This window comes from Variovorax humicola, assembly GCF_037889915.1.
Taxonomy (GTDB): Bacteria; Pseudomonadota; Gammaproteobacteria; order Burkholderiales; family Burkholderiaceae_C; genus Variovorax; species Variovorax humicola.
Window position 1 is genome coordinate 401,163 of record NZ_JBBKZV010000001.1, and the last position, 17,935, is coordinate 419,097.

Below are 17,935 nucleotides of genomic sequence, written 5' to 3' on the forward strand. Positions count from 1 at the left end.
GTCGGTGCCGGGCTTTTTTCATTGGAAAGAAACACCCCCGAAGCGCCTGCGGCGCCTCCCCCTCGAGGGGGCGCACCGAGCGGCCCGGCAAAGCCGGTTCCGCGGGTGCCCACGAACAGACTTCGCCGTGCTCGTCCTGGATTCAATGCGTCGCGGGTCACGCGATAGCGTCGTGAAAACTGAAGCGCAGTTCAGTGGCCAAGCCAATCCTTCAGTTCATCGGCATGCTCTTCTTCCTGCGTGAGGATTTCCTCGAGCATGCGGCGCGTTGTCGGATCCTTGTCGCCGATCAACGAGATCATCTGGCGATAGGCCTCGATGGCAATGCGTTCAGCGACGAGATTGGCACGCACCATCGCCTGCAAGTCTTTCGAATCGTCGTACTGCGCATGGCTGCGACCCTGCAACGAATCAGGGCTGAAGTCCGGCTCACCGCCCAACTGCACGATGCGTTCGGCGATCTTGTCGGCATGGGCCGATTCCTCGTTCGCGTGCACCAGAAACTCATCGGCGATCGCCGGTGACTGCACACCATCGGCCGTGAAGTAATGGCGCTTGTAGCGCAGCACGCACACCAACTCAGTCGCGAGTGCGTCGTTCAGCAGCTTGACGATGTCGTCGCGCCAGGGCCCGTAGCTCGGCGTCACCGCGCCTTCGTCGAGGCTGCTCGATGCCGCCTTCAATGCCTTTTCGTCCAGCACCAGATGCTCGACAGGCGCTTCCAGAGTCGCAGTGGTCATTTTTCGTCCTTTCGTGGAACTGACGAGTTTTTCTGCATCACCGTCGTCACCATGTCAGCAATATCAGACGACTTCAGTAGGGCAGTCACCACAGCCGTGACCGACAGAAGCCGCCAGGGCTTTACCAACACGATCAGCGCGCCCGTCGACGCGGCAATCAACACGAGCTTGGCGGGCTGTTCCTTCGCATATCGATCGAGGAATGGGCGGGCCAGCTGGCTCGCAGCGTTGGCTGGATGGCGGCGCCACCAGCGCTCGACGACCTTTCGTCCGACCGCTGCCCATTCGAACTTGTTGAGGAATCCGGACAGCCCATGCCCTGGCGTAGTCGGGCCGGAGGGGTTCAAACGCGTCCGCGACGGCAGCTCGGGCGGCGTGCCGCCATTGAGGGCGTTGACCAGCGCACGACGCGAAATGGCCAGGCGCTGTTGTGCTGTCAGTGCGTTGCGATCAATGGGCATCGCGCTCTCCGGCAATGTGCAGCGCGCGGACGTCGGCGTCGAGTTGTGCGCGCACTTCCTCGAAAGCGTGCGACGGGGTGGTTCGGCTGGCATAAAGGCCTGCCATCACGGCAAGGAGCACCGCGATGGCGGGCACCGCCACCAACACCCAGTGAAAACTGCCGTGCAGCACCCCCAGCATCACGGCGATGCCGATGAGGCCGAGGGCCAGCATGGCGCTGACCGCGGCCAGCACGCCAGCGACCAGCCGGGCGACGATGGCGCGCCCGGCGACGGCGCCTTCCTCACGAAGGAGCGCGGCGTAGTTCGCCAGATGGTCCGCAAAGAGTTCGGGGTGCCCTAGCACCGTGGAGAAAATCGGATGGAGCATGGTGCTGGGGAGTTGCTGCGATTACCGGACGCTGGCGGGTCACCTCAATTCATCGGTCAATCGTCCCGGCGGCGGCTGGCCAGCACGATCAGCGCCGTAATCGCGGCGCCCGCAGCGGCCGCCATCAGGACCGAGCGCACCGGCTGGTCCGCAATGTAGCGGCCCGTCACATCGGCGGCCTGACCCAGCTGGCGCTGGGCGCGCGCGCCGGTTTTTGTCGCCGAATCGAGGCCACGCTGGACGGCTTGCTGCACACGGTTGGCGAGCTGCTCGACCCCGGGCTCCATCGAGCCGCGCAGGTCGCGCACCTTCTCGCCCGCGGCGTTGACGGCGTTCTGCGCATAGGCGCGCGTCGATTCGACCGCATCGTTCGCCACCTGGCGGGCATCCTCGGCCAGTTGCGAAGCGGTCTTGGCAGTTGCGTTCATGGTGGTTCCTTTCCTGAAAATGAAGTTTGTTATGAAGACAGGGTTCGAATCGTAGCGGCGCTAGCCCCTGCGTATCAAGCCAGCGATGAGGCTTGCAAGCGCGAGCACGAGAAAGATGACGAAAAGTATCTTGGCGATGCCCACCGCGCCGGCGGCAATGCCGCCGAACCCGAACAGCGCGGCGATCAACGCGATCACCAGAAAAACGACTGCATAGTGCAACATGTCGAACTCCAGACCGAGGTTGCCCTCGAGGTTGAGATGAAGACGTTCAAGACTTGAACGGCCAGTCGCAAGACTACGGGGCGGCCTTCTGATGACCTGTCAGCAGCCGGGGGTGAGGAGCGTAGGAGAGGCGCCACGTGTGGCAGCCGCAACGTCCGGCTCATGGCGGCTCATGGGGGCTCGCCTGCGGCTCGTGTGTGGTGTGGCTCATGTCCGGTCGCGGTCTCGCGACGCGGGCAGCATGGCGGTCAGTCGTGCACCTTCTCCGGGACGGGAGGCCACCGTGAGCTTGCCGTTGGCCGCCTGCACGCGATGCCGCATGCCGGCCAGCCCGTGCGTCGACGGGCGAACACTGTTCATGTCGAAGCCCTTGCCGTTGTCGCTGACTTCGACGATCACATGGTTTTCGTAGTTCTTGAGCACGATGGTCGCTTCGGTGGCCTGCGCGTACTTGCCGATATTGGTCAGGCACTCCTGCACCATGCGGTAGATGGTGAGCTCCCGCGATTCGTCGAGCGTCACCGGCTCCAGCGCCATTTCGACTGGAATGCCCGATTGGTCGGCGAATTCGCGTCCGAGGATTTCGAGCGACGCCACCAGCCCCAGGTTGGACAGCGAGGAGGGGCGCAAGTCCTCGATGATGCGTCGCTTCAGCGCGATGCCGCTGTTGAGCAGTTCGGTCAGGTGCTGCAGGCGCTGTGCGGCGTCGGGCGAATCGGCCAGGCGTGACTTGAGGCGCGCCACGTCCAGCTTGGCGGCGGTCAGTAGCGAGCCGAGTTCGTCGTGCAGCTCGCGTGCAAGAAAGCCGCGCTCCGTCTCGCGCACATTCTGAAGGTGGGTGGCGAGTTCGGTCAGGGACGCGGTGCGTTCGCTCACCTCGGCCTCGAGCGCATTGCGCTCGCGTTGCAATGCTTCCTGCTGGCGCTCGCCGGCGGACCGCAGCGCTTCGGTTTGCCTCAGGTAGAGCCACAGCGCGACCAGCCCCGCGAACGCCACCACTGCGATGCCCAGCCGCGCCAGCCTGAGCGACTTGGAGATCTGCGTCTGGGCCACCAGTAGAGAACGGTTGCTGATGGCAACGAGTTCCGTGGCCTGGCTGCGGATCGCGTTCATTTCCTCACGCCCGACGTCGGTGGTCAACACGAACTTCCACGCATCCTCGCTGCCTTTTTCGCGCAGCCGGACGCTCACATCCAGCTCGGCCAGCTTGCGCGCGACATGGTCGGCCAACTGTTCAAGGCGCGCGCGCTCATCGGGCCGGTCGGCATAGAGGGCGCGCAGGGTGGCGAGGTTGCCGCCGACTTCCGTGACCGCGGTGTCGTAAGGTTCGCGATAACGAACTTCGCCGGTCAGCAGATAGCCGCGCTGGCCGGTCTCGGCGTCGAGAATATCCTGCAGCAGGTTATTGAGCGCAAGCCGGGATCGCTGCGCCTCGCTGATTTCCTGCAATGCGAAACTTGATTCGCGATATCCTGCCTCGTTGATGCCGATCAGCACAAGCGCAGCCAATGCCGCGAGCGTCAAGCTGAGGGCAATCCTGGGTAACGCTAGCCAGCGCATGAGGTCTCCGCGGAACGTGCCGAACTCAAATTCGGGAATAATCGACGCCGAACGGGGAGCGGCAAATGGCGGCGCGCAAGACCGACAGGAAACCTCGAAAGTAAATGATGATCAAGATCGGCATTGTGGATGACCACGCCATTGTCCGCTCCGGGCTGCGGCAGTTTTTCTCCGAGCATGTGGATCTGCGCGTGGCGGGCGAAGCGGCCAGCGGGCGCGAGGCCATCGAACTGGTGCGGACCACCGAACTCGATGTGCTCGTGATGGACCTTTCGATGCCCGGCCAGAGCGGGATCGACGCACTCGCCATGATCCGCGCCAAGGCGCCCGACGTGGGCATCCTGATCCTCAGCGGGTATCCCGAAGAGCATTACGCGATGAACCTGATCCGCCAGGGCGCGAGCGGCTACCTCAACAAGGAATGCGACCCGATCGAGATCGTCAACGCCATCCGCACCATCGCGCTCGGCCGGCGCTACATTACGCCGGCAGTGGCCGAATTGCTGGCCCGCCAGCTCGACCGCAAGGACGACGCCGCACCGCACGAGCAACTGTCGGAGCGCGAGTTCCAGGTCTTCCTGAAGCTGGCCAAGGGCGAGACGGCCGGCGACATCGCCAAGACCCTGTCGCTGTCGGTCAAGACGGTCAGCACCTATCGCACGCGCCTGATGGAGAAGATGAATCTGTCGTCCAACAGCGACCTCACGTACTACGCGCTGAAGAACAAGCTGATCGATTGAGCTCAGCGTTGCGTTCAGCTCAGCCACCCGGATTGTTGATCCGCGCGGCTTGCGCGACGCAATAGTCGACCAGCGCGTCGATTTCATTGGATTTGTCGAAAACGGCATCCACACCCAGCGCGGCGCAGCGCTTGCGTACCTCGATCGTGGCGTAGTTGCTCAGCACCACCACCTGCTGCCAAGCCTGGCGCACCAGGATTTCCTGCAATACGCCCAGCCCGCTTCCCTGTTTCAGGAACAGGTCGACGATCGCCAGGTGCCATGCTTCGCGGTTCGCGCGCAGCCATGCACGCGCTTCGTTCTCGGTTGCCGCGTACCCGATGGCGGTGACCGCAGCCAACTCCTCAAGCGTGCCCGCAAGGTTCTCGCGAATCGTCTGGTTGTCTTCGACGATAAAGGTCTTCAATGTCTGGGCCATGCCCGCGCTGCCTATTCCCGCTTGTGGTAGTTCACATCATGCAAGTTGGCGGCCCCTTGGGCTGTAGGACCATTCCCACCATCGGTTGAATGGTAGGCATTACCCCACACTTGCTGCGGCCTCGGGCCGACCTCGTGCGCGCCTTCCTTGCCGTAGCGTGGCGATATGGTCGCCGCCCCAGAACCTTCACGCCACCCGTCGTCGCCCTGGATGCGACTGGTGGTCGCGTGCGCGGTGCTGCTGGCGGTGCTCATGCTGGTTGTGCTGTTCTTTCCGTGGGACGTCATGCGCGTGCCGCTGAATCGCTACGTGAGCGAGAAGACCGGGCGCCAGTTCGAAATTTCGCGGCAATTGGCCGTGCGTCCGGGCTGGCGGGGCGCCACCATCATTTTTGACGGGGTCGACTTCGCCAATCCCCCGTGGGCGCGCGAGCCTTATCTGGTACGGGCGAAGCGGGCCGAGTTCGAGATCAGGCTCTGGCCTTTGCTCTCGGGTCATGTGGTGATACCGCGGCTGGCCCTGATTTCGCCCACGATCAGCCTGCAAATGGAAGAAGACGGCCGGCGCACCTGGGCGCTCGGGAAAGACACCGGCGATACCTCCACCGTGCCGACCATCGGCCTGCTGCAGGTCGATGGCGGTGGCGTCGATTTCCTGGCCGAGCACCTTGGCGTCGACATCCATGCCGACTTCACCTATGACACCGCGCGTGGCGAACTCCCGCTCGACTTCCGGATCAAGGGCAAATACAAGCGCCAGCCGCTGACCGCCGAAGGCCGCACTGGCAACGTGCTGCAACTCACCTCGGAGGGCCAGCCGCCATTCCCGCTGGAGATCAAGGCCGCCGCCGGCAAGACCCAACTTTCGGCGAAGGGCACCGTCGCCGCGCTGGCCGACCTGGACGGCATCGACGCGCAGTTCCAGCTCAAGGGCCAGACGCTTGGCGACCTCTTTCCGCTGCTCGGCATCGCGCTGCCGCACACCTCGCCCTATGCGCTCAGCGGGGACTTGCGAAAGCGCGCCAAGCTATGGGAAGTCAAGGGCCTGCAAGGCCGGCTCGGCCTGTCGGACATCGGCGGCGACATGCGGTTCGACCAGGCACCGAAGACGCCGCAACTCGGCGGCAAGCTGCGCTCGAAGGTGCTGGACATGGACGACCTCGGCCCATTGATCGGTCTCCCGCCGACAGAGCGTTCCGCGAAAGCCATCGAGGGCGTCGAGCCGCCGCCCTCGATCGCGCAGGTCAAGCGCCGGCGCGGCGACGCCGGCCGCAAGGTGTTGCCGACCGCCACACTCGACTTCGAGCGCCTGCGCGCCATGAATGCCGACGTGCAATACACCGCCGACAAGATCCGCAACGTGCGCGACGTGCCGCTCGACCGCGGCAGCGTTCATGTGAAGCTGCTCGATAGCGTGCTTACGCTGGACCCGCTCGACCTCGGCGTGGCCAATGGCAAGGTGGCTGGCGCGATCCGCATCGACGCCCGGCAGGTTCCGGCGGACATCCGCGCATCGCTCGACGTTCGCGGCATGCAGATCAACCGGCTGATTCCCAAGGTCGAAACGTTGAAGACCAGTTTCGGCAAGCTCGACGGCCGCATCAACCTGTCCGGCCGCGGGACATCTGTGGCGAGTTGGCTCGGCGCCGCGTCGGGCGACGTGGCGGCCATTACCGGGCGTGGCGAGTTCAGCAACCTTCTGCTCGAGTTTGCGGGGCTCGACGGCGGCGAAATCATCAAGTTCATCCTGCGCGGCGACCAAACCGTCACGCTGCGCTGCGCCGCCGTGGCCTTCGACGTGAACAAGGGCGTCGCGCAGGGCCGCGGGCTGGTGTTCGACACCACCGACACGGTGTTCCGCGCCACCGGACAAGCCAACCTGGCGACCGAGACCATGCGCTTCGTGATCGACCAGCGGCCCAAGGACAAGAGCATTCTTTCGCTGCGCACGCCGTTGATCATCGGCGGCAGCTTCGGCTCGCCGACGATCGGCGTCGAGCCCGGCCCGCTGGCCGCGCGTGGCTTGGCCGCGCTGGCGCTCGGCGCCATCACGCCGCTACTGTCGCTGGCCGCCACCTTCGAGCCCGGCCCGGGCGCGGACGCCGATTGCAAGGCCGTGCTGGCCGAGGCAAGCAAGCCGGGTACCGCGGAGGCCGCGAAAGGCGCTGCCCAGGCCACCGGTGCAAGGCAGCCGCAAAACTGAGCAGTTTCAGGAGGCCGGCCGCTGCGCGCAGACGCTGCACTGCGGGTCGCGCACGGTGCGCAGCGTATCGAATTGCGTGGCGCGCCCATCGAACATCAGCAGCCGGCCGGTCAGCGAGCCGCCAATGCCCGCCAGCAGTTTGAGCGCCTCGTGTGCCTGCAAGGTGCCGATGGTGCCGACCACCGGCGCAAACACCCCCAGCACGGCGCAGCGTGTTTCCTCGAATTCGGCGTCCGGCGGGAAGAGGCAGGCATAGCAGGGGGAGGCTGCATCGCGCACGTCGTACACGCTGAGTTGCCCGTCGAAACGGATCGCCGCGCCCGCCACCAGCGGCCTGGCATGGGCCACGCAGGCGCGGTTGACGGCCTGGCGTGTCACGAAGTTGTCGCTGCAGTCGAGCACCACGTCGGCACTTGCGACCAGCCTGTCCAGCGCATCGGCGTCGGCACGCACGGCGAGCGTTTCGACCGCGATCGTGGGGTTGATCGCAAGCATCGCCGCGGCCGCCGATGCCACCTTGGCCTGGCCCTCGCGTGCCGTGGTGTGCGCGATCTGACGCTGCAGGTTGGTGAGGTCGACGACGTCGTCATCGACCAGCGTGATCCTGCCGACGCCCGCGGCCGCCAGGTAAAGCGCTGCCGGCGAACCCAGCCCGCCGGCCCCGATCACCAGCGCATGCGCTGCCGAAACCCGCGCCTGGCCGTCTATGCCGAACTCTTCCAGCAGGATGTGGCGCGAGTAGCGCAACAGGTCGTGGTCTTCCATACAGCCCGGCAGGAAACCTGTCCCCCCAAGAAACATCGGCCTCCGAGGAGGCCGATGGCGGGGAGATCAGTTCTCTTTCTTCTCTTCCTTGTTTTCGATGATGGTCTGCGTCTTGCTGACCACCACGGTCTGGCCCTTGAGCTGATTCAGGGCCTGCATCAGCGCGAAGTCCTTGTCGGAGCCGAACTCGGGCACCTTGCGGTCTTGCGGCGGCTTCTTGGCTTCTTCCTCGAGGCGCTTGCGGGCTTCGTCGCGGGCCTTTTCGCGCTCGGGGCTCTTGTCTTCCGGACCCTGGCCGCTGTTCAGGTGCTTGTCGAGGTCGGCCTCGCGCATGCGCAGCGCGGCGAACGGGCTGCCTTCGGCGCTCTCGTCGACCAGCACGTTCGGCACGATGCCCTTGGCCTGGATCGAGGTGCCGCTTGGCGTGTAGTAGCGCGCGGTGGTGATCTTCAGGCCGGTGTCGGGGCCGAGCGGGCGCACTGTCTGCACCGAGCCCTTGCCGAAGGTCTGGCTGCCCATGACGGTGCCGCGCTTGTGGTCCTGCAGCGCGCCGGCCACGATCTCGCTGGCTGAAGCGGAGCCCTCGTTCACCAGCACCACCAGCGGCACGTTTTTCAGCGCGGCCGGCAGGTTGCGCAGCGGGTCGTTGCCGGCACGGCGCTGGTAGTACTCGGGCGAAGCCTTGTAGATGGACTTGCTTTCCGCCAACTGGCCGTCGGTCGACACGACAGTCACGTTTTGCGGCAGGAACGCGGTGGAAACGGCGACGGCCGCGTCAAGCAGACCACCAGGATCGTTGCGCAGGTCGAGCACCATGCCCTTGAGGTTCGGGTCCTGCTTGTAGATTTCGTCGATCTTCTTCACAAAGTCGTCGACCGTGCGCTCCTGGAACTGCGACAGGCGGACCCACGCATAGCCCGGCTCCATGATCTTGCCACGCACCGACTGCGTGCGAATTTCCTCACGCGTGATGGTGACCGGGAAGGTGCGGTTCTCGTCCTTGCGGAAGATGGTCAGCAGCACCTTGGTGTTCGCCTCGCCACGCATGCGCTTGACGGCCTCGTTGAGGCTCAGGCCGCGCACCGCGGTGTCGTCGATCTTGGTGATCAGGTCATTCGGCTTGAGGCCGGCGCGGAAGGCGGGCGAGCCCTCGATGGGCGACACCACTTTGATGAGGCCGTCTTCCTGCGAGATTTCGATGCCGACACCCACGAAGCGGCCGCTCGTGCCTTCCTTGAATTCCTTGAAGGACTTCTTGTCGAAATACTGGGAGTGGGGATCGAGCCCGGCCACCATGCCCGAGATCGCGTCGGAGATCAGTTTCTTCTCGTCGACAGGCTCGACATAGTCGGTCTTGACCATGCCGAAGACAGCGGCGAGTTGCTGGAGTTCTTCCAGCGGCAACGGGGCCAATGAACCGCGCGCGACGGTTTGCAGTGAAACGGTGGTGAGAACGCCGGCAACTACGCCTGCTGCAACCCAACCGGTGGTCTTGAGTTTTTGGCCCATGTGGAGCTTCCTGAGAGTGTCGGCGTTGAGGCCCGAACCAATATACACACCTTCGAACAAGATTGCCGTGTGTGGTTCCGCGCAACTGTCAACAGATGTGGTTTTATGCTTTGCCTTGGGACGCGACCGCGGCGGCGGCCTTGGCAGCCGCTTCGGCATCACCCAGGTAGTAGCTGCGCAGCGGCCTGAGTTCGTCGTCGAGCTCGTAGATCAGCGGAATGCCGTTCGGTATGTTGAGCCCGACGATGTCGCTGTCGGAGATGCCGTCGAGGTACTTGACGAGTGCCCGGATCGAGTTGCCGTGCGCTGCCACCACGAGCCGGCGACCGCTGCGGATGGCCGGGGCCATCGATTCGTTCCAGAAGGGTAAAACGCGCGCCACCGTATCTTTCAGGCATTCGGTCAGCGGCACCTGGTCGGGCGTCAGCTTGGAATAGCGAACGTCGCTGCGTTCGCTGCGCGGATCGTTGGCTGCGAGCGGCGGCGGCGGCGTGTCGTAGCTTCGGCGCCAGACCAGAACTTGCTCGTCGCCATACTTCTTGGCGGTTTCGGCCTTGTTCAGGCCTTGCAGGCCGCCGTAATGCCGCTCGTTCAGGCGCCAGGAATGCACGACCGGCAGCCAGGTGCGGTCGAGTTCGTCGAGCGTGTGCCAGAGCGTGCGGGTGGCGCGCTTGAGCACGCTGGTGTAAGCCACATCGAATTCATAGCCCTCCGCCTTGAGCAGGCGGCCGGCTTGCCTGGCCTGCTCGATGCCGGTTTCGGTCAAGTCGACGTCGGTCCAGCCGGTGAAGCGGTTTTCGAGATTCCAGGTCGATTCGCCATGGCGAATCAGTACCAGCTTGTGCATGTGGGAGGGCCTTTGGCGTTGGGGTGCAGGGTCTGCGGAACCCGCCATTCTAAAATCCCAGCCTTTGCCAATCCCAATTTCCCAAGGAACATCGTGAAATTCATCGTCGACAACTGGATGCTGCTGCTGATCATGCTCAGCTCGGGCGGCATGCTGGCCTGGCCTCTGCTGCGTGGCGCCAACACCGGCACGCTGACGGCGCAGGGGGCGGTGCAGCTGATCAACCGGGCCCGCGCGCAGGTGGTGGACGTGCGCGAGCCGGAGGAATTCGCGGCCGGCCACGTCACCGGTTCGAAGAACGTGCCGCTCAACCTGCTCGAGGAAAAGCTCCCGGGCGCCGTCAAGAACAAGACCGTACCGTTGATCCTCGTCTGCGCCACCGGCGCCCGCGCCAACCGCGCCGTGGCCACCGCCAAGAAGCTGGGTTATGAACAGGCCCAAGCCATCGCTGGCGGACTCAAGGGCTGGAAAGACGCTAACCTGCCCATCGAAAAGGCCTGAATCCGGACATGCAACCCGTCAAGATGTACACCACCGCCGTTTGCCCCTACTGCATTCGCGCAAAGCAAATCCTCAAATCGAAGGGTGTTGCCGAGATCGAGGAAATCCGCATCGACATGGACCCCGAGGCACGCGCCACGATGATGGAGGTCACGCGGCGGCGCACGGTGCCGCAGATATTCATCGGCGAGACCCACGTCGGCGGCTGCGATGACCTTATTGCTCTGGATGGTCGCGGCGGGCTGGTGCCTCTCTTGCAGGCTTCCTGACCGTCTGTCGAGCCCGATCCCTACGGGCGGCAGGCCATAATCCAAGGCTCCTAAAAAGCCCGCAGGGGGACCTCCGCGGCGGGCACTATTTTGACAATCGAAAGCTCAGCATGGCAGACAACTCCCAAGACCCCGTATTCCAGATCCAACGCGTCTACCTCAAGGACTTGTCGCTGGAACAACCCAATTCGCCCGCCATCCTGCTTGAGGCCGAGCAACCGACCGTGGACATTCAATTGGGCGTCGACGCCCAGCCCGTGGCCGACGGCATCTTTGAAGTGACCGTGTCCGCCACCGTGCAGACCAAGGTCAAGGACAAGACCGTGTTCCTGGTCGAAGCCAAGCAAGCCGGCATCTTCGAACTGCGCAATCTGCCGCAAGACCAGATGGGCCCGATCCTGGGCATCGCCTGCCCGCAAATCGTGTACCCGTATCTGCGCGGCAACGTGGCCGATGTGATCCAGCGCGGCGGCTTCCCGCCTGTGCACCTGGCCGAAATCAATTTCCAGGCGATGTACGAGCAGCAGCAAGCCCAGGCCGCCGTCCAGCCTGCGCCCGCCGTCACGCAGTAAGCCATACCGCCCCGTCGCCGCATGAAGATTTGCGTCCTCGGCGCAGGGGCCTGGGGCACCGCGCTTGCGGTGAACGCCGGTGCGCGCCACAGTGTCACGCTCTGGGCGCGTGATCCGGCGCAAGCCGACGACATGAATGCCGCGCGTGAAAACGCGCGTTACCTGCCGGGCTCGCGCTTTCCAGGGACGCTGTCGGTTCAGGCCGGCGACGCCGCGCGGGCGCACGCGGGAGCCGACCTCGTCATCATTGCCACGCCCATGGCCGCCTTGCGCGGCCAACTGCTTGCCTTGCGCGGCCTTGCCGCACCGGTGGCCTGGCTGTCCAAGGGCGTCGAGCCCGCGGCCGACAGTTCGCAGCCTTACGGCCTGCTCGCCCACGAAATCCGGGCGCAGGTCGCGCCTGACTTGATGGCGGGCGTTCTCAGCGGCCCGAGCTTTGCGCAAGAAGTTGCGCAGGGCCGACCCACCGCAGTGGTGGCTGCCAGCGCGCATGCGCAGGTGCGCGATCTCCTGGTAGAGGCCTTTCATGGACCGGCACTTCGCGTCTATGGCAACGACGACATCGTCGGCGTGGAAGTCGGCGGCGCCGTCAAGAATGTGCTGGCGATCGCCACCGGGTTGTGCGACGGGCTCGCTCTGGGACTCAATGCCCGCGCCGCGCTCATTACGCGTGGACTCGCGGAAATGACCCGTTTCGGCGTCGCGCTCGGTGCACGGGCCGATACTTTCATGGGCTTGTCAGGTCTTGGCGACCTGGTGCTCACCGCCACCGGCGACCTCTCGCGCAACCGGAAGGTCGGATTGCTGCTGGCCCAGGGGCGCACGCTTGCCCAGGCAGTCGATTCCCTGGGGCATGTGGCTGAAGGCGTGTATTGCGCGCGCACCGTCGTGCAGCGGGCGCGCCTGCTCGGCATTGAAATGCCGATTGCCGAAGGCGTGGTCGCCCTGCTCGATGGCGCGGTCAGCCCGGCGCAGGCGCTGGCGAACCTCATGGGACGTGAACCTTCGGCCGAACCTGGTTGAATTTGTTCGCTGAAGTCAGGTGGTAGTCGGGGTGATGGCCGATTGAAGCGCCCACCAGAGTCGGTTAGCGTTGGCGCCTTATTCCACCAGGAGACTACATGATCCGTCGACAAACCCGTTTGCTCGTTCTTTCACTGGCTGCCGTGGCGTTGGCGGGTTGCGGCTCCGGGGGGCCCATGTCTTCGTTGGGCGCGAAGCCCATGAGTTTTTTCGTGACCAGTGTCAATCCCGGACAGGGTGCCAACTTCGGCGGGCTGGCCGGTGCCGACAACTATTGCCAAAGCCTGGCTGCCAAGGCTGGCGCTGGGGGGCGCACATGGCGCGCCTATCTGAGTACCACGGGCAGCCCCGCCGTCAATGCGCGCGACCGCATCGGCAAGGGACCCTGGTACAACGCCAAGGGTGCGATGGTGGCAGCCAATATCGACGAGTTGCACGGTTCCAACATGCTGTCCAAGCAATCCGCACTGACCGAAACCGGGCAGACGATCATGGGCAGCGGCGACGCAGTCACCATGCATGACATCCTGACCGGCTCGTCGCCCGATGGCCGCGCGGTCAGCGGTGACAAGGACACCACCTGCGGCAACTGGACCAAGAGCGGCGATGGCTCTGCCATCGTCGGCCACCACGACCGCAAGGGCCTGGATGATTCGGCGCCGGCCAAGTCGTGGAATTCGTCGCACGCAACGCAGGGCTGCGGCATGGATGCGCTCAAGAAGACCGGCGGTGCGGGCTTGATGTATTGCTTCGCGCAGTAAGGCGTGAAGGGCGGCGGGGCAGCGGCCGCCGGCGCTGTCAGGTCGGCGAGTAGGCCAGCCGCACGTAGATCGGGGCAAAAGCCTCGGCCTGCGTGATCTCGATCAGCGTTTCCTTGCCCAGTTCGAGCATCGCGATGAAGGTCACGATCAGCACCGGCACCCCGCGCTCCACCTCGAACAGGTTCTCGAATTCGATGAACTGGCGGCCCTGCAGCTTGCGCAGCACGATGCTCATGTGCTCGCGCACGCTGAGTTCTTCGCGTGAGATCTTGTGGTGCTGCACCAGCTTGGCGCGCTTGAGGATATCGGCCCAGGCGTCGCGCAGGTCGACCACATTCACATCGGGAAAGCGGGGCTTGAGCGATTGCTCGATGTAGACCTGTCCCTTCCAGAAGTCGCGACCATGCTGCGGGAGGGCGCTGATGGCAGCGGCCTGCATCTTGGTCTGCTCGTATTCGAGCAGGCGCCGCACCAGTTCGGCGCGCGGGTCTTCTGCCTCTTCGCCCTCGGCGGTCTTGCGCGGGGGCAGCAGCATGCGTGACTTGATCTCGATCAGCATGGCCGCCATCAACAGGTACTCGGCTGCAAGTTCGAGGTTGGTGCGGCGCACCTCCTCGACATAAGTCAGGTACTGCCGGGTCAGGCCGGCCATGGGGATATCGAGGATGTTGAAGTTCTGCTTGCGGATCAGGTAGAGCAGCAGGTCGAGCGGGCCTTCGAAGGCCTCGAGGAACACCTGCAGTGCCTCGGGCGGGATGTAAAGGTCGTTCGGCAGCGCGAACAGCGGCTCGCCATAGAGGCGTGCGAGCGCTACCTGGTCGACCACGTCGGGCATGACGGCCACCACCGTGGCGCCTGCGTCGTCGGCGAGCTCGCTGTTCATGGGTCCGATATGAAATTGATAGCGATCCGCGCAAGTGGCGCGGCGCTGCGGGCTACGGCGGCTTACTTGACCTGCGTCTGGTAGACGTAGGGCTGCTGCGGCACTTCGCCTTCGGCGTACTCTTCCTGCAGGCTGCGATCGACGTGCTTGTCCCACAGGAGCGCGCGTCCGGCGCGCTGCTCGGCCTCGAGGTTGGGCTTTTGCCGCTTCAACTCATCGATGAAGTTGGTGACGTCGGAGCGGTAGTGGGGGCGATTGAAGATGGACATAGACTGAGCCTTTGGCACGAATTTTACCGGGGACGGGATGGCGCAGACGAATCAAGGCATTTTCAGGGCCGCGCGAACGCGCCTGATCGTGGCGGGGCTGGGTGCGGTACTTGCACTCGCAGCTTGCGACAACAAGAACATCAGCGAGTTGGAAGAGGGCGTTGCCACTGAATCCGACGTGCGCGCTCGGTTCGGCCAGCCGGAAAACATCTGGGACGGAACTGCCGGCGGCCGCATCTTCGAATACAACCGCCAGCCTGCCGGCCAGAAGAACTACATGATCACCATCGGCCCTGACGGCAAGATGAGCGCGCTGCGCCAGGTCTTGACGCCCGAGAACTTCGCGAAGATCCAGCCGGGCATGCCCATGGAAAACCTGCGCAAGATGCTTGGCAAGCCCGCCAAGGTGACGCCGTATCCGCTGAAGAACGAGACCGAGTGGGATTGGCGCTGGATGCAGCCGCCGAATTCGCCGATGGTGTTCACGGCGGTGCTCGACAGCGACCAGCGCGTGGTGCGCAGCGGGTCGTCGCCCGATCGTGGCACGGAAGCAAACTGATAGCGCACCCCCAAGTCGCGGGGGTGCCAGCCGCGGGTTCCGGAAGTCATCAAGTTCGAGTTGCCCGGGTGCAGATGACACAAATCCGCATGTGAAGAAGTGTCCTCGCGGTTCGATTTCTTTGACGGGCGATCCGCATTCGAGCCGGAAGGACGAGGATTCATGCGTCTTGTTTGACGAAACTATGATCCGATCACCATGGAATTTCTCGACCGATGACGATTTCCACATCACCACCCCGCACTGCACCACGGCTCTCGATTGCGCTGGGCACATTCAACGGCGAACGCTATTTGCCTGAGCAGCTTGACAGCATCCTTCGCCAGACCTGCCAACCTTACGAGGTGGTGGTGGGGGATGATGGCTCCTCGGATGGCACGCTGGAGATTCTCGAAAAATTTGTCGCGCAGTGCGCGTTCCCGGTGCGCGTCATCCGCAATGAGGTCAACTTGCACTTCACGGGCAACTTCATGAATATCGCCAGTGAATGCACCGGAGACTATGTGGTGTTCTGCGACCAGGATGACGTGTGGGCCGACACCAAGTTGGCGGAATTGGACGCGTCGATGCGAGAGCAGGCCGCCGATCTCTATCAGCACGAAGGCCTGGTCGTCGATGCGGACGGAATCCCTACCGGTGCGAAGCTTCCGGATCACGCAGAACTGCGAGCCGACCCCGAGTCGCCGCCATACCACCAGGGCTCGAAAGGCTTCGCGATGACGGTTCGCAAAACCGTCATCGACGAAATGCTGCGCGATTGGGATTGGGGCGTCTACCACGAGTTCCGCCGCGAGTTCGGTTCTCCGCTCGGGCATGACCAGCTGGTCTATGCCTGGTGCATTGGCCGGCCTGTCGTGCTGATCTCGAAGCCGCTGACGCATTACCGGATTCACGCGACGAACGTGACCGCGACGCAGACGATGACAGGAAGCTGGGTTCAGCGATTGGCGCGCAGGGCAAAGCTGATTCAATTTGCGGAATTCAACTACCAGCGCCAAGCCGATAAATGGGCGGCTGAAGTGGTATTCATGGAGCGGATGTTTCCCGATCCGCCACGGGGCATCGTCCAGCTTTCGCGCTATTTCCGCGAGGCGGCGGCTCTCTGGCATGCGCGCGCTGCCGTTCATGATGCCCATACGAGCCGTGGCGGACGGTGGCGCTCTTTTCAGGAATTTCGGACGATGAACCGCGCCGTAAAGCTGGTCCCGGCCTTCGGTCGCGCGGCGCTCGGCAAGGATCTGGTGCTGACCTTGCTGCGGACCGTTGCGCCAGGCTGATGGTGACTGCGCGCCGCGGCAACTGACCGCTCCCCACCCAAGGCGTCAGACAGTCATGGTGCGGTCCATGCCTGGGGCGATGTGTAGGCTCCGCAAGCGGCGCGCTTGATGGTGCGGAAGCAATTCACGCTCCCCTGCCTGGAGATTCCGAGTCCGCAGGCAGCCGGGTCGGGACAAGGCCCTATAGTTACCGAATGATTCTCAAGGCATCCAATCCTCCGGGCGCAAGTTGCGCGATCGGTCGGCGCATGAAGTGCGCGGCCTTCGCATGAATTTCAAGGCTCGATTGCGCCAAGCGCTGGCGGTTGGCAGCGTTGAATCGCTGGGCGTGGTCGTCGGCGGTCTTGCGGGACTCTTGATCGTCAACCTGCTCCCCAAAGACCAGTATGCGCAATACACGTTCCTCATAACCTGCATGACGTGGATGTTGGGCATCACCGATGTCGGACTCGCGCATTGCTGCCTGCCGCTGGTCGGGCAACGTGCCAGCGAAACGCCCTGGGTGGTCGGCGTTTGCTACCAGGTCTTTCGCAAGCGGGGCTGGCTGCTGTGCCTGGGCACGCTGATCGTGGTGCCGTACTGGTGGGTTACGACACATCAACACGGTTGGTCGGACTGGCCTTACTGGATTGCATCCGCCTGCATGTTGGTCTTGGTGTTTTTCTCGCTGAGTGCGTTCTATTCCAACACGGTGCTCTTGATCCTGGGCCACATTGCGACATTGAACCGGGTGAACTTCTATGGGTTGGCCACGCGTGCGCTGCTGATCGCCGCAGTGCTGCTGCTGCTGCCGGTGGCATCCTATTCCATCGCGGCGGTGGTCGCGGCCACACTTGCCGCCAGCATGCTCAGCGTTGTCCTGTATCGACGGGGATTGGCTGCGCACGAGGTGCGGCCACATGTGCTGGCCAAGGCAGAGGCGGCCGCGGTCGATGCGGCGATGTATCGAATGGCCAAGCCACTGGTGCTGCCCGCGCTTTTCTTTCAGTTTCAGGGTGTCATCACGGTGTTCATCGTGTCGCTGTTCGGTACGGCGAGCATGTTGGCGGAAGTGGGAGCCCTCGGCCGGATCGCCATGCTGCTGATCGTGTTCGATCGTGTCGCGGCCACGGTGCTGTTCCCGGCAATTGCACGTGCGGCAGACGGGCCTCGCCTGGTATTGATGGTGTTGCGCGCTCATGCAGCCTACGTCGGCATCATGTTGATGGTGTTCCTGAGCGCGCTGCTTTGGCCCCAGTACTGGATGCTGCTGATCGGACCTCACTACAAGGGGCAGCAGTCTCTGTTGTGGATGGTTTTCCTGTCCACGCTGTTGCTCAATTGCGCCCAGTTCGCCTTCATGACGCTGACATCGCGTGGACATACGCGTCATCAGACCTTCGTGGTGTTCTTCGTCCTGGCATTGCAGGTCTTGTGCCTGTCCGTCTTTGGTGTTCGCAGCCTGCAGGCGGTTCTTGCGCTCGGCGTGGCCACCAGCCTTGGGCACTTTCTCTACCAATACGCGATGCTTGGAATCTGGTTTTCCGAGCGCGAGAAACGCAATCTGGCGACTTGAT

Annotated in this window: 22 protein-coding genes; 10 read left to right on the forward strand and 12 right to left on the reverse strand. The window is 63.9% G+C overall.

Annotated features, from left to right (window positions below):
- Positions 1 to 191: 191 nt before the first annotated feature.
- The 6 genes from WKW80_RS01905 to WKW80_RS01930 all read right to left on the reverse strand — a co-directional run bounded on the left by WKW80_RS01905 (position 192) and on the right by WKW80_RS01930 (position 3,784).
- Positions 192 to 740, reverse strand: coding sequence for a ferritin-like domain-containing protein (locus WKW80_RS01905; protein ID WP_340361825.1), 549 nt, complete (start codon positions 738 to 740; stop codon positions 192 to 194).
- Complete coding sequence (locus tag WKW80_RS01910) at positions 737 to 1,201, reverse strand: hypothetical protein (protein WP_340361826.1); 465 nt, start codon at positions 1,199 to 1,201, stop codon at positions 737 to 739. The genes WKW80_RS01905 and WKW80_RS01910 overlap by 4 nt, the downstream gene beginning before the upstream one ends.
- On the reverse strand, positions 1,191 to 1,571 hold the full coding sequence (locus WKW80_RS01915; protein WP_340361827.1) for a hypothetical protein: 381 nt from the start codon (positions 1,569 to 1,571) through the stop codon (positions 1,191 to 1,193). Before WKW80_RS01915 ends, WKW80_RS01910 begins: the two co-directional genes overlap by 11 nt.
- A 56-nt stretch (positions 1,572 to 1,627) precedes the next feature.
- The gene (locus tag WKW80_RS01920; protein WP_340361828.1) at positions 1,628 to 1,999 is read right to left on the reverse strand and encodes a hypothetical protein; all 372 of its coding nucleotides are present in this window, start codon (positions 1,997 to 1,999) and stop codon (positions 1,628 to 1,630) included.
- Positions 2,000 to 2,059: 60 nt separating this feature from the next.
- Positions 2,060 to 2,224, reverse strand: coding sequence for a DUF1328 domain-containing protein (locus WKW80_RS01925; protein ID WP_340361829.1), 165 nt, complete (start codon positions 2,222 to 2,224; stop codon positions 2,060 to 2,062).
- Positions 2,225 to 2,431: 207 nt separating this feature from the next.
- Positions 2,432 to 3,784 (reverse strand): CHASE3 domain-containing protein, encoded by a 1,353-nt coding sequence (locus tag WKW80_RS01930; RefSeq protein ID WP_340361830.1) that lies wholly within the window; start codon positions 3,782 to 3,784, stop codon positions 2,432 to 2,434.
- A 107-nt stretch (positions 3,785 to 3,891) separates the two neighbouring features.
- Between WKW80_RS01930 and WKW80_RS01935 the strand changes: the two genes are divergently transcribed.
- Positions 3,892 to 4,524 (forward strand): response regulator, encoded by a 633-nt coding sequence (locus tag WKW80_RS01935; protein WP_019656595.1) that lies wholly within the window; start codon positions 3,892 to 3,894, stop codon positions 4,522 to 4,524.
- A gap of 19 nt (positions 4,525 to 4,543) precedes the next feature.
- On the opposite strand, the gene WKW80_RS01940 is transcribed toward WKW80_RS01935, so the two are convergent.
- Positions 4,544 to 4,942 (reverse strand): response regulator, encoded by a 399-nt coding sequence (locus tag WKW80_RS01940; protein WP_340361831.1) that lies wholly within the window; start codon positions 4,940 to 4,942, stop codon positions 4,544 to 4,546.
- 210 nt (positions 4,943 to 5,152) lie between these two features.
- On the opposite strand from WKW80_RS01940, the gene WKW80_RS01945 reads away from it, so the two are divergent.
- Positions 5,153 to 7,144 carry an AsmA family protein gene (locus WKW80_RS01945; protein WP_422822845.1) on the forward strand — a complete coding sequence of 664 codons (1,992 nt, stop codon included), beginning with the start codon at positions 5,153 to 5,155 and terminating at the stop codon, positions 7,142 to 7,144.
- 6 nt (positions 7,145 to 7,150) lie between these two features.
- Here WKW80_RS01945 and WKW80_RS01950 read toward each other — a convergent pair whose 3' ends face one another.
- From WKW80_RS01950 to gpmA, 3 genes are all read right to left on the reverse strand, one after another.
- Positions 7,151 to 7,909: a HesA/MoeB/ThiF family protein gene (locus WKW80_RS01950; protein WP_340361833.1), complete on the reverse strand. Its 759-nt coding sequence runs from the start codon at positions 7,907 to 7,909 to the stop codon at positions 7,151 to 7,153.
- 66 nt (positions 7,910 to 7,975) lie between these two features.
- Positions 7,976 to 9,418: a S41 family peptidase gene (locus WKW80_RS01955; protein ID WP_340361834.1), complete on the reverse strand. Its 1,443-nt coding sequence runs from the start codon at positions 9,416 to 9,418 to the stop codon at positions 7,976 to 7,978.
- Positions 9,419 to 9,521: 103 nt separating this feature from the next.
- A complete protein-coding gene (gpmA, locus tag WKW80_RS01960) occupies positions 9,522 to 10,265 on the reverse strand; it encodes a 2,3-diphosphoglycerate-dependent phosphoglycerate mutase (RefSeq protein ID WP_340361835.1) in 744 nt (247 codons plus the stop codon).
- Between the two features lie 93 nt (positions 10,266 to 10,358).
- Here gpmA and WKW80_RS01965 point away from each other — a divergent pair, with 93 nt between their 5' ends.
- The 5 genes from WKW80_RS01965 (at position 10,359) to WKW80_RS01985 (ending at position 13,391) form a co-directional block, all read left to right on the forward strand.
- On the forward strand, positions 10,359 to 10,766 hold the full coding sequence (locus tag WKW80_RS01965; RefSeq protein ID WP_340361836.1) for a rhodanese-like domain-containing protein: 408 nt from the start codon (positions 10,359 to 10,361) through the stop codon (positions 10,764 to 10,766).
- A gap of 8 nt (positions 10,767 to 10,774) precedes the next feature.
- Positions 10,775 to 11,035: a glutaredoxin 3 gene (gene grxC / locus WKW80_RS01970; protein ID WP_340361837.1), complete on the forward strand. Its 261-nt coding sequence runs from the start codon at positions 10,775 to 10,777 to the stop codon at positions 11,033 to 11,035.
- 110 nt (positions 11,036 to 11,145) lie between these two features.
- Entirely contained in the window at positions 11,146 to 11,607 is a 462-nt protein-coding gene (gene secB / locus WKW80_RS01975) for a protein-export chaperone SecB (RefSeq protein ID WP_340361838.1), read from the forward strand.
- A 21-nt stretch (positions 11,608 to 11,628) separates the two neighbouring features.
- The gene (locus WKW80_RS01980) at positions 11,629 to 12,630 is read left to right on the forward strand and encodes an NAD(P)H-dependent glycerol-3-phosphate dehydrogenase (RefSeq protein WP_340361839.1); all 1,002 of its coding nucleotides are present in this window, start codon (positions 11,629 to 11,631) and stop codon (positions 12,628 to 12,630) included.
- Positions 12,631 to 12,728: 98 nt separating this feature from the next.
- Positions 12,729 to 13,391 (forward strand): hypothetical protein, encoded by a 663-nt coding sequence (locus tag WKW80_RS01985; protein WP_340361840.1) that lies wholly within the window; start codon positions 12,729 to 12,731, stop codon positions 13,389 to 13,391.
- Between the two features lie 37 nt (positions 13,392 to 13,428).
- Here the strand turns inward: WKW80_RS01985 and WKW80_RS01990 are convergent, their stop codons facing one another.
- Both WKW80_RS01990 and WKW80_RS01995 read right to left on the reverse strand, forming a co-directional pair.
- Positions 13,429 to 14,274: a segregation and condensation protein A gene (locus WKW80_RS01990; RefSeq protein WP_340361841.1), complete on the reverse strand. Its 846-nt coding sequence runs from the start codon at positions 14,272 to 14,274 to the stop codon at positions 13,429 to 13,431.
- Between the two features lie 62 nt (positions 14,275 to 14,336).
- Complete coding sequence (locus WKW80_RS01995; RefSeq protein ID WP_340361842.1) at positions 14,337 to 14,543, reverse strand: DUF3460 family protein; 207 nt, start codon at positions 14,541 to 14,543, stop codon at positions 14,337 to 14,339.
- 37 nt (positions 14,544 to 14,580) lie between these two features.
- Between WKW80_RS01995 and WKW80_RS02000 the strand changes: the two genes are divergently transcribed.
- The 3 genes from WKW80_RS02000 (at position 14,581) to WKW80_RS02010 (ending at position 17,934) form a co-directional block, all read left to right on the forward strand.
- Positions 14,581 to 15,102 carry an outer membrane protein assembly factor BamE gene (locus WKW80_RS02000; RefSeq protein ID WP_340361843.1) on the forward strand — a complete coding sequence of 174 codons (522 nt, stop codon included), beginning with the start codon at positions 14,581 to 14,583 and terminating at the stop codon, positions 15,100 to 15,102.
- 215 nt (positions 15,103 to 15,317) lie between these two features.
- Positions 15,318 to 16,379, forward strand: coding sequence for a glycosyltransferase (locus tag WKW80_RS02005; RefSeq protein ID WP_340361844.1), 1,062 nt, complete (start codon positions 15,318 to 15,320; stop codon positions 16,377 to 16,379).
- A 268-nt stretch (positions 16,380 to 16,647) separates the two neighbouring features.
- Positions 16,648 to 17,934, forward strand: coding sequence for a polysaccharide biosynthesis protein (locus tag WKW80_RS02010; RefSeq protein WP_340361845.1), 1,287 nt, complete (start codon positions 16,648 to 16,650; stop codon positions 17,932 to 17,934).
- Position 17,935: the final 1 nt, after the last annotated feature.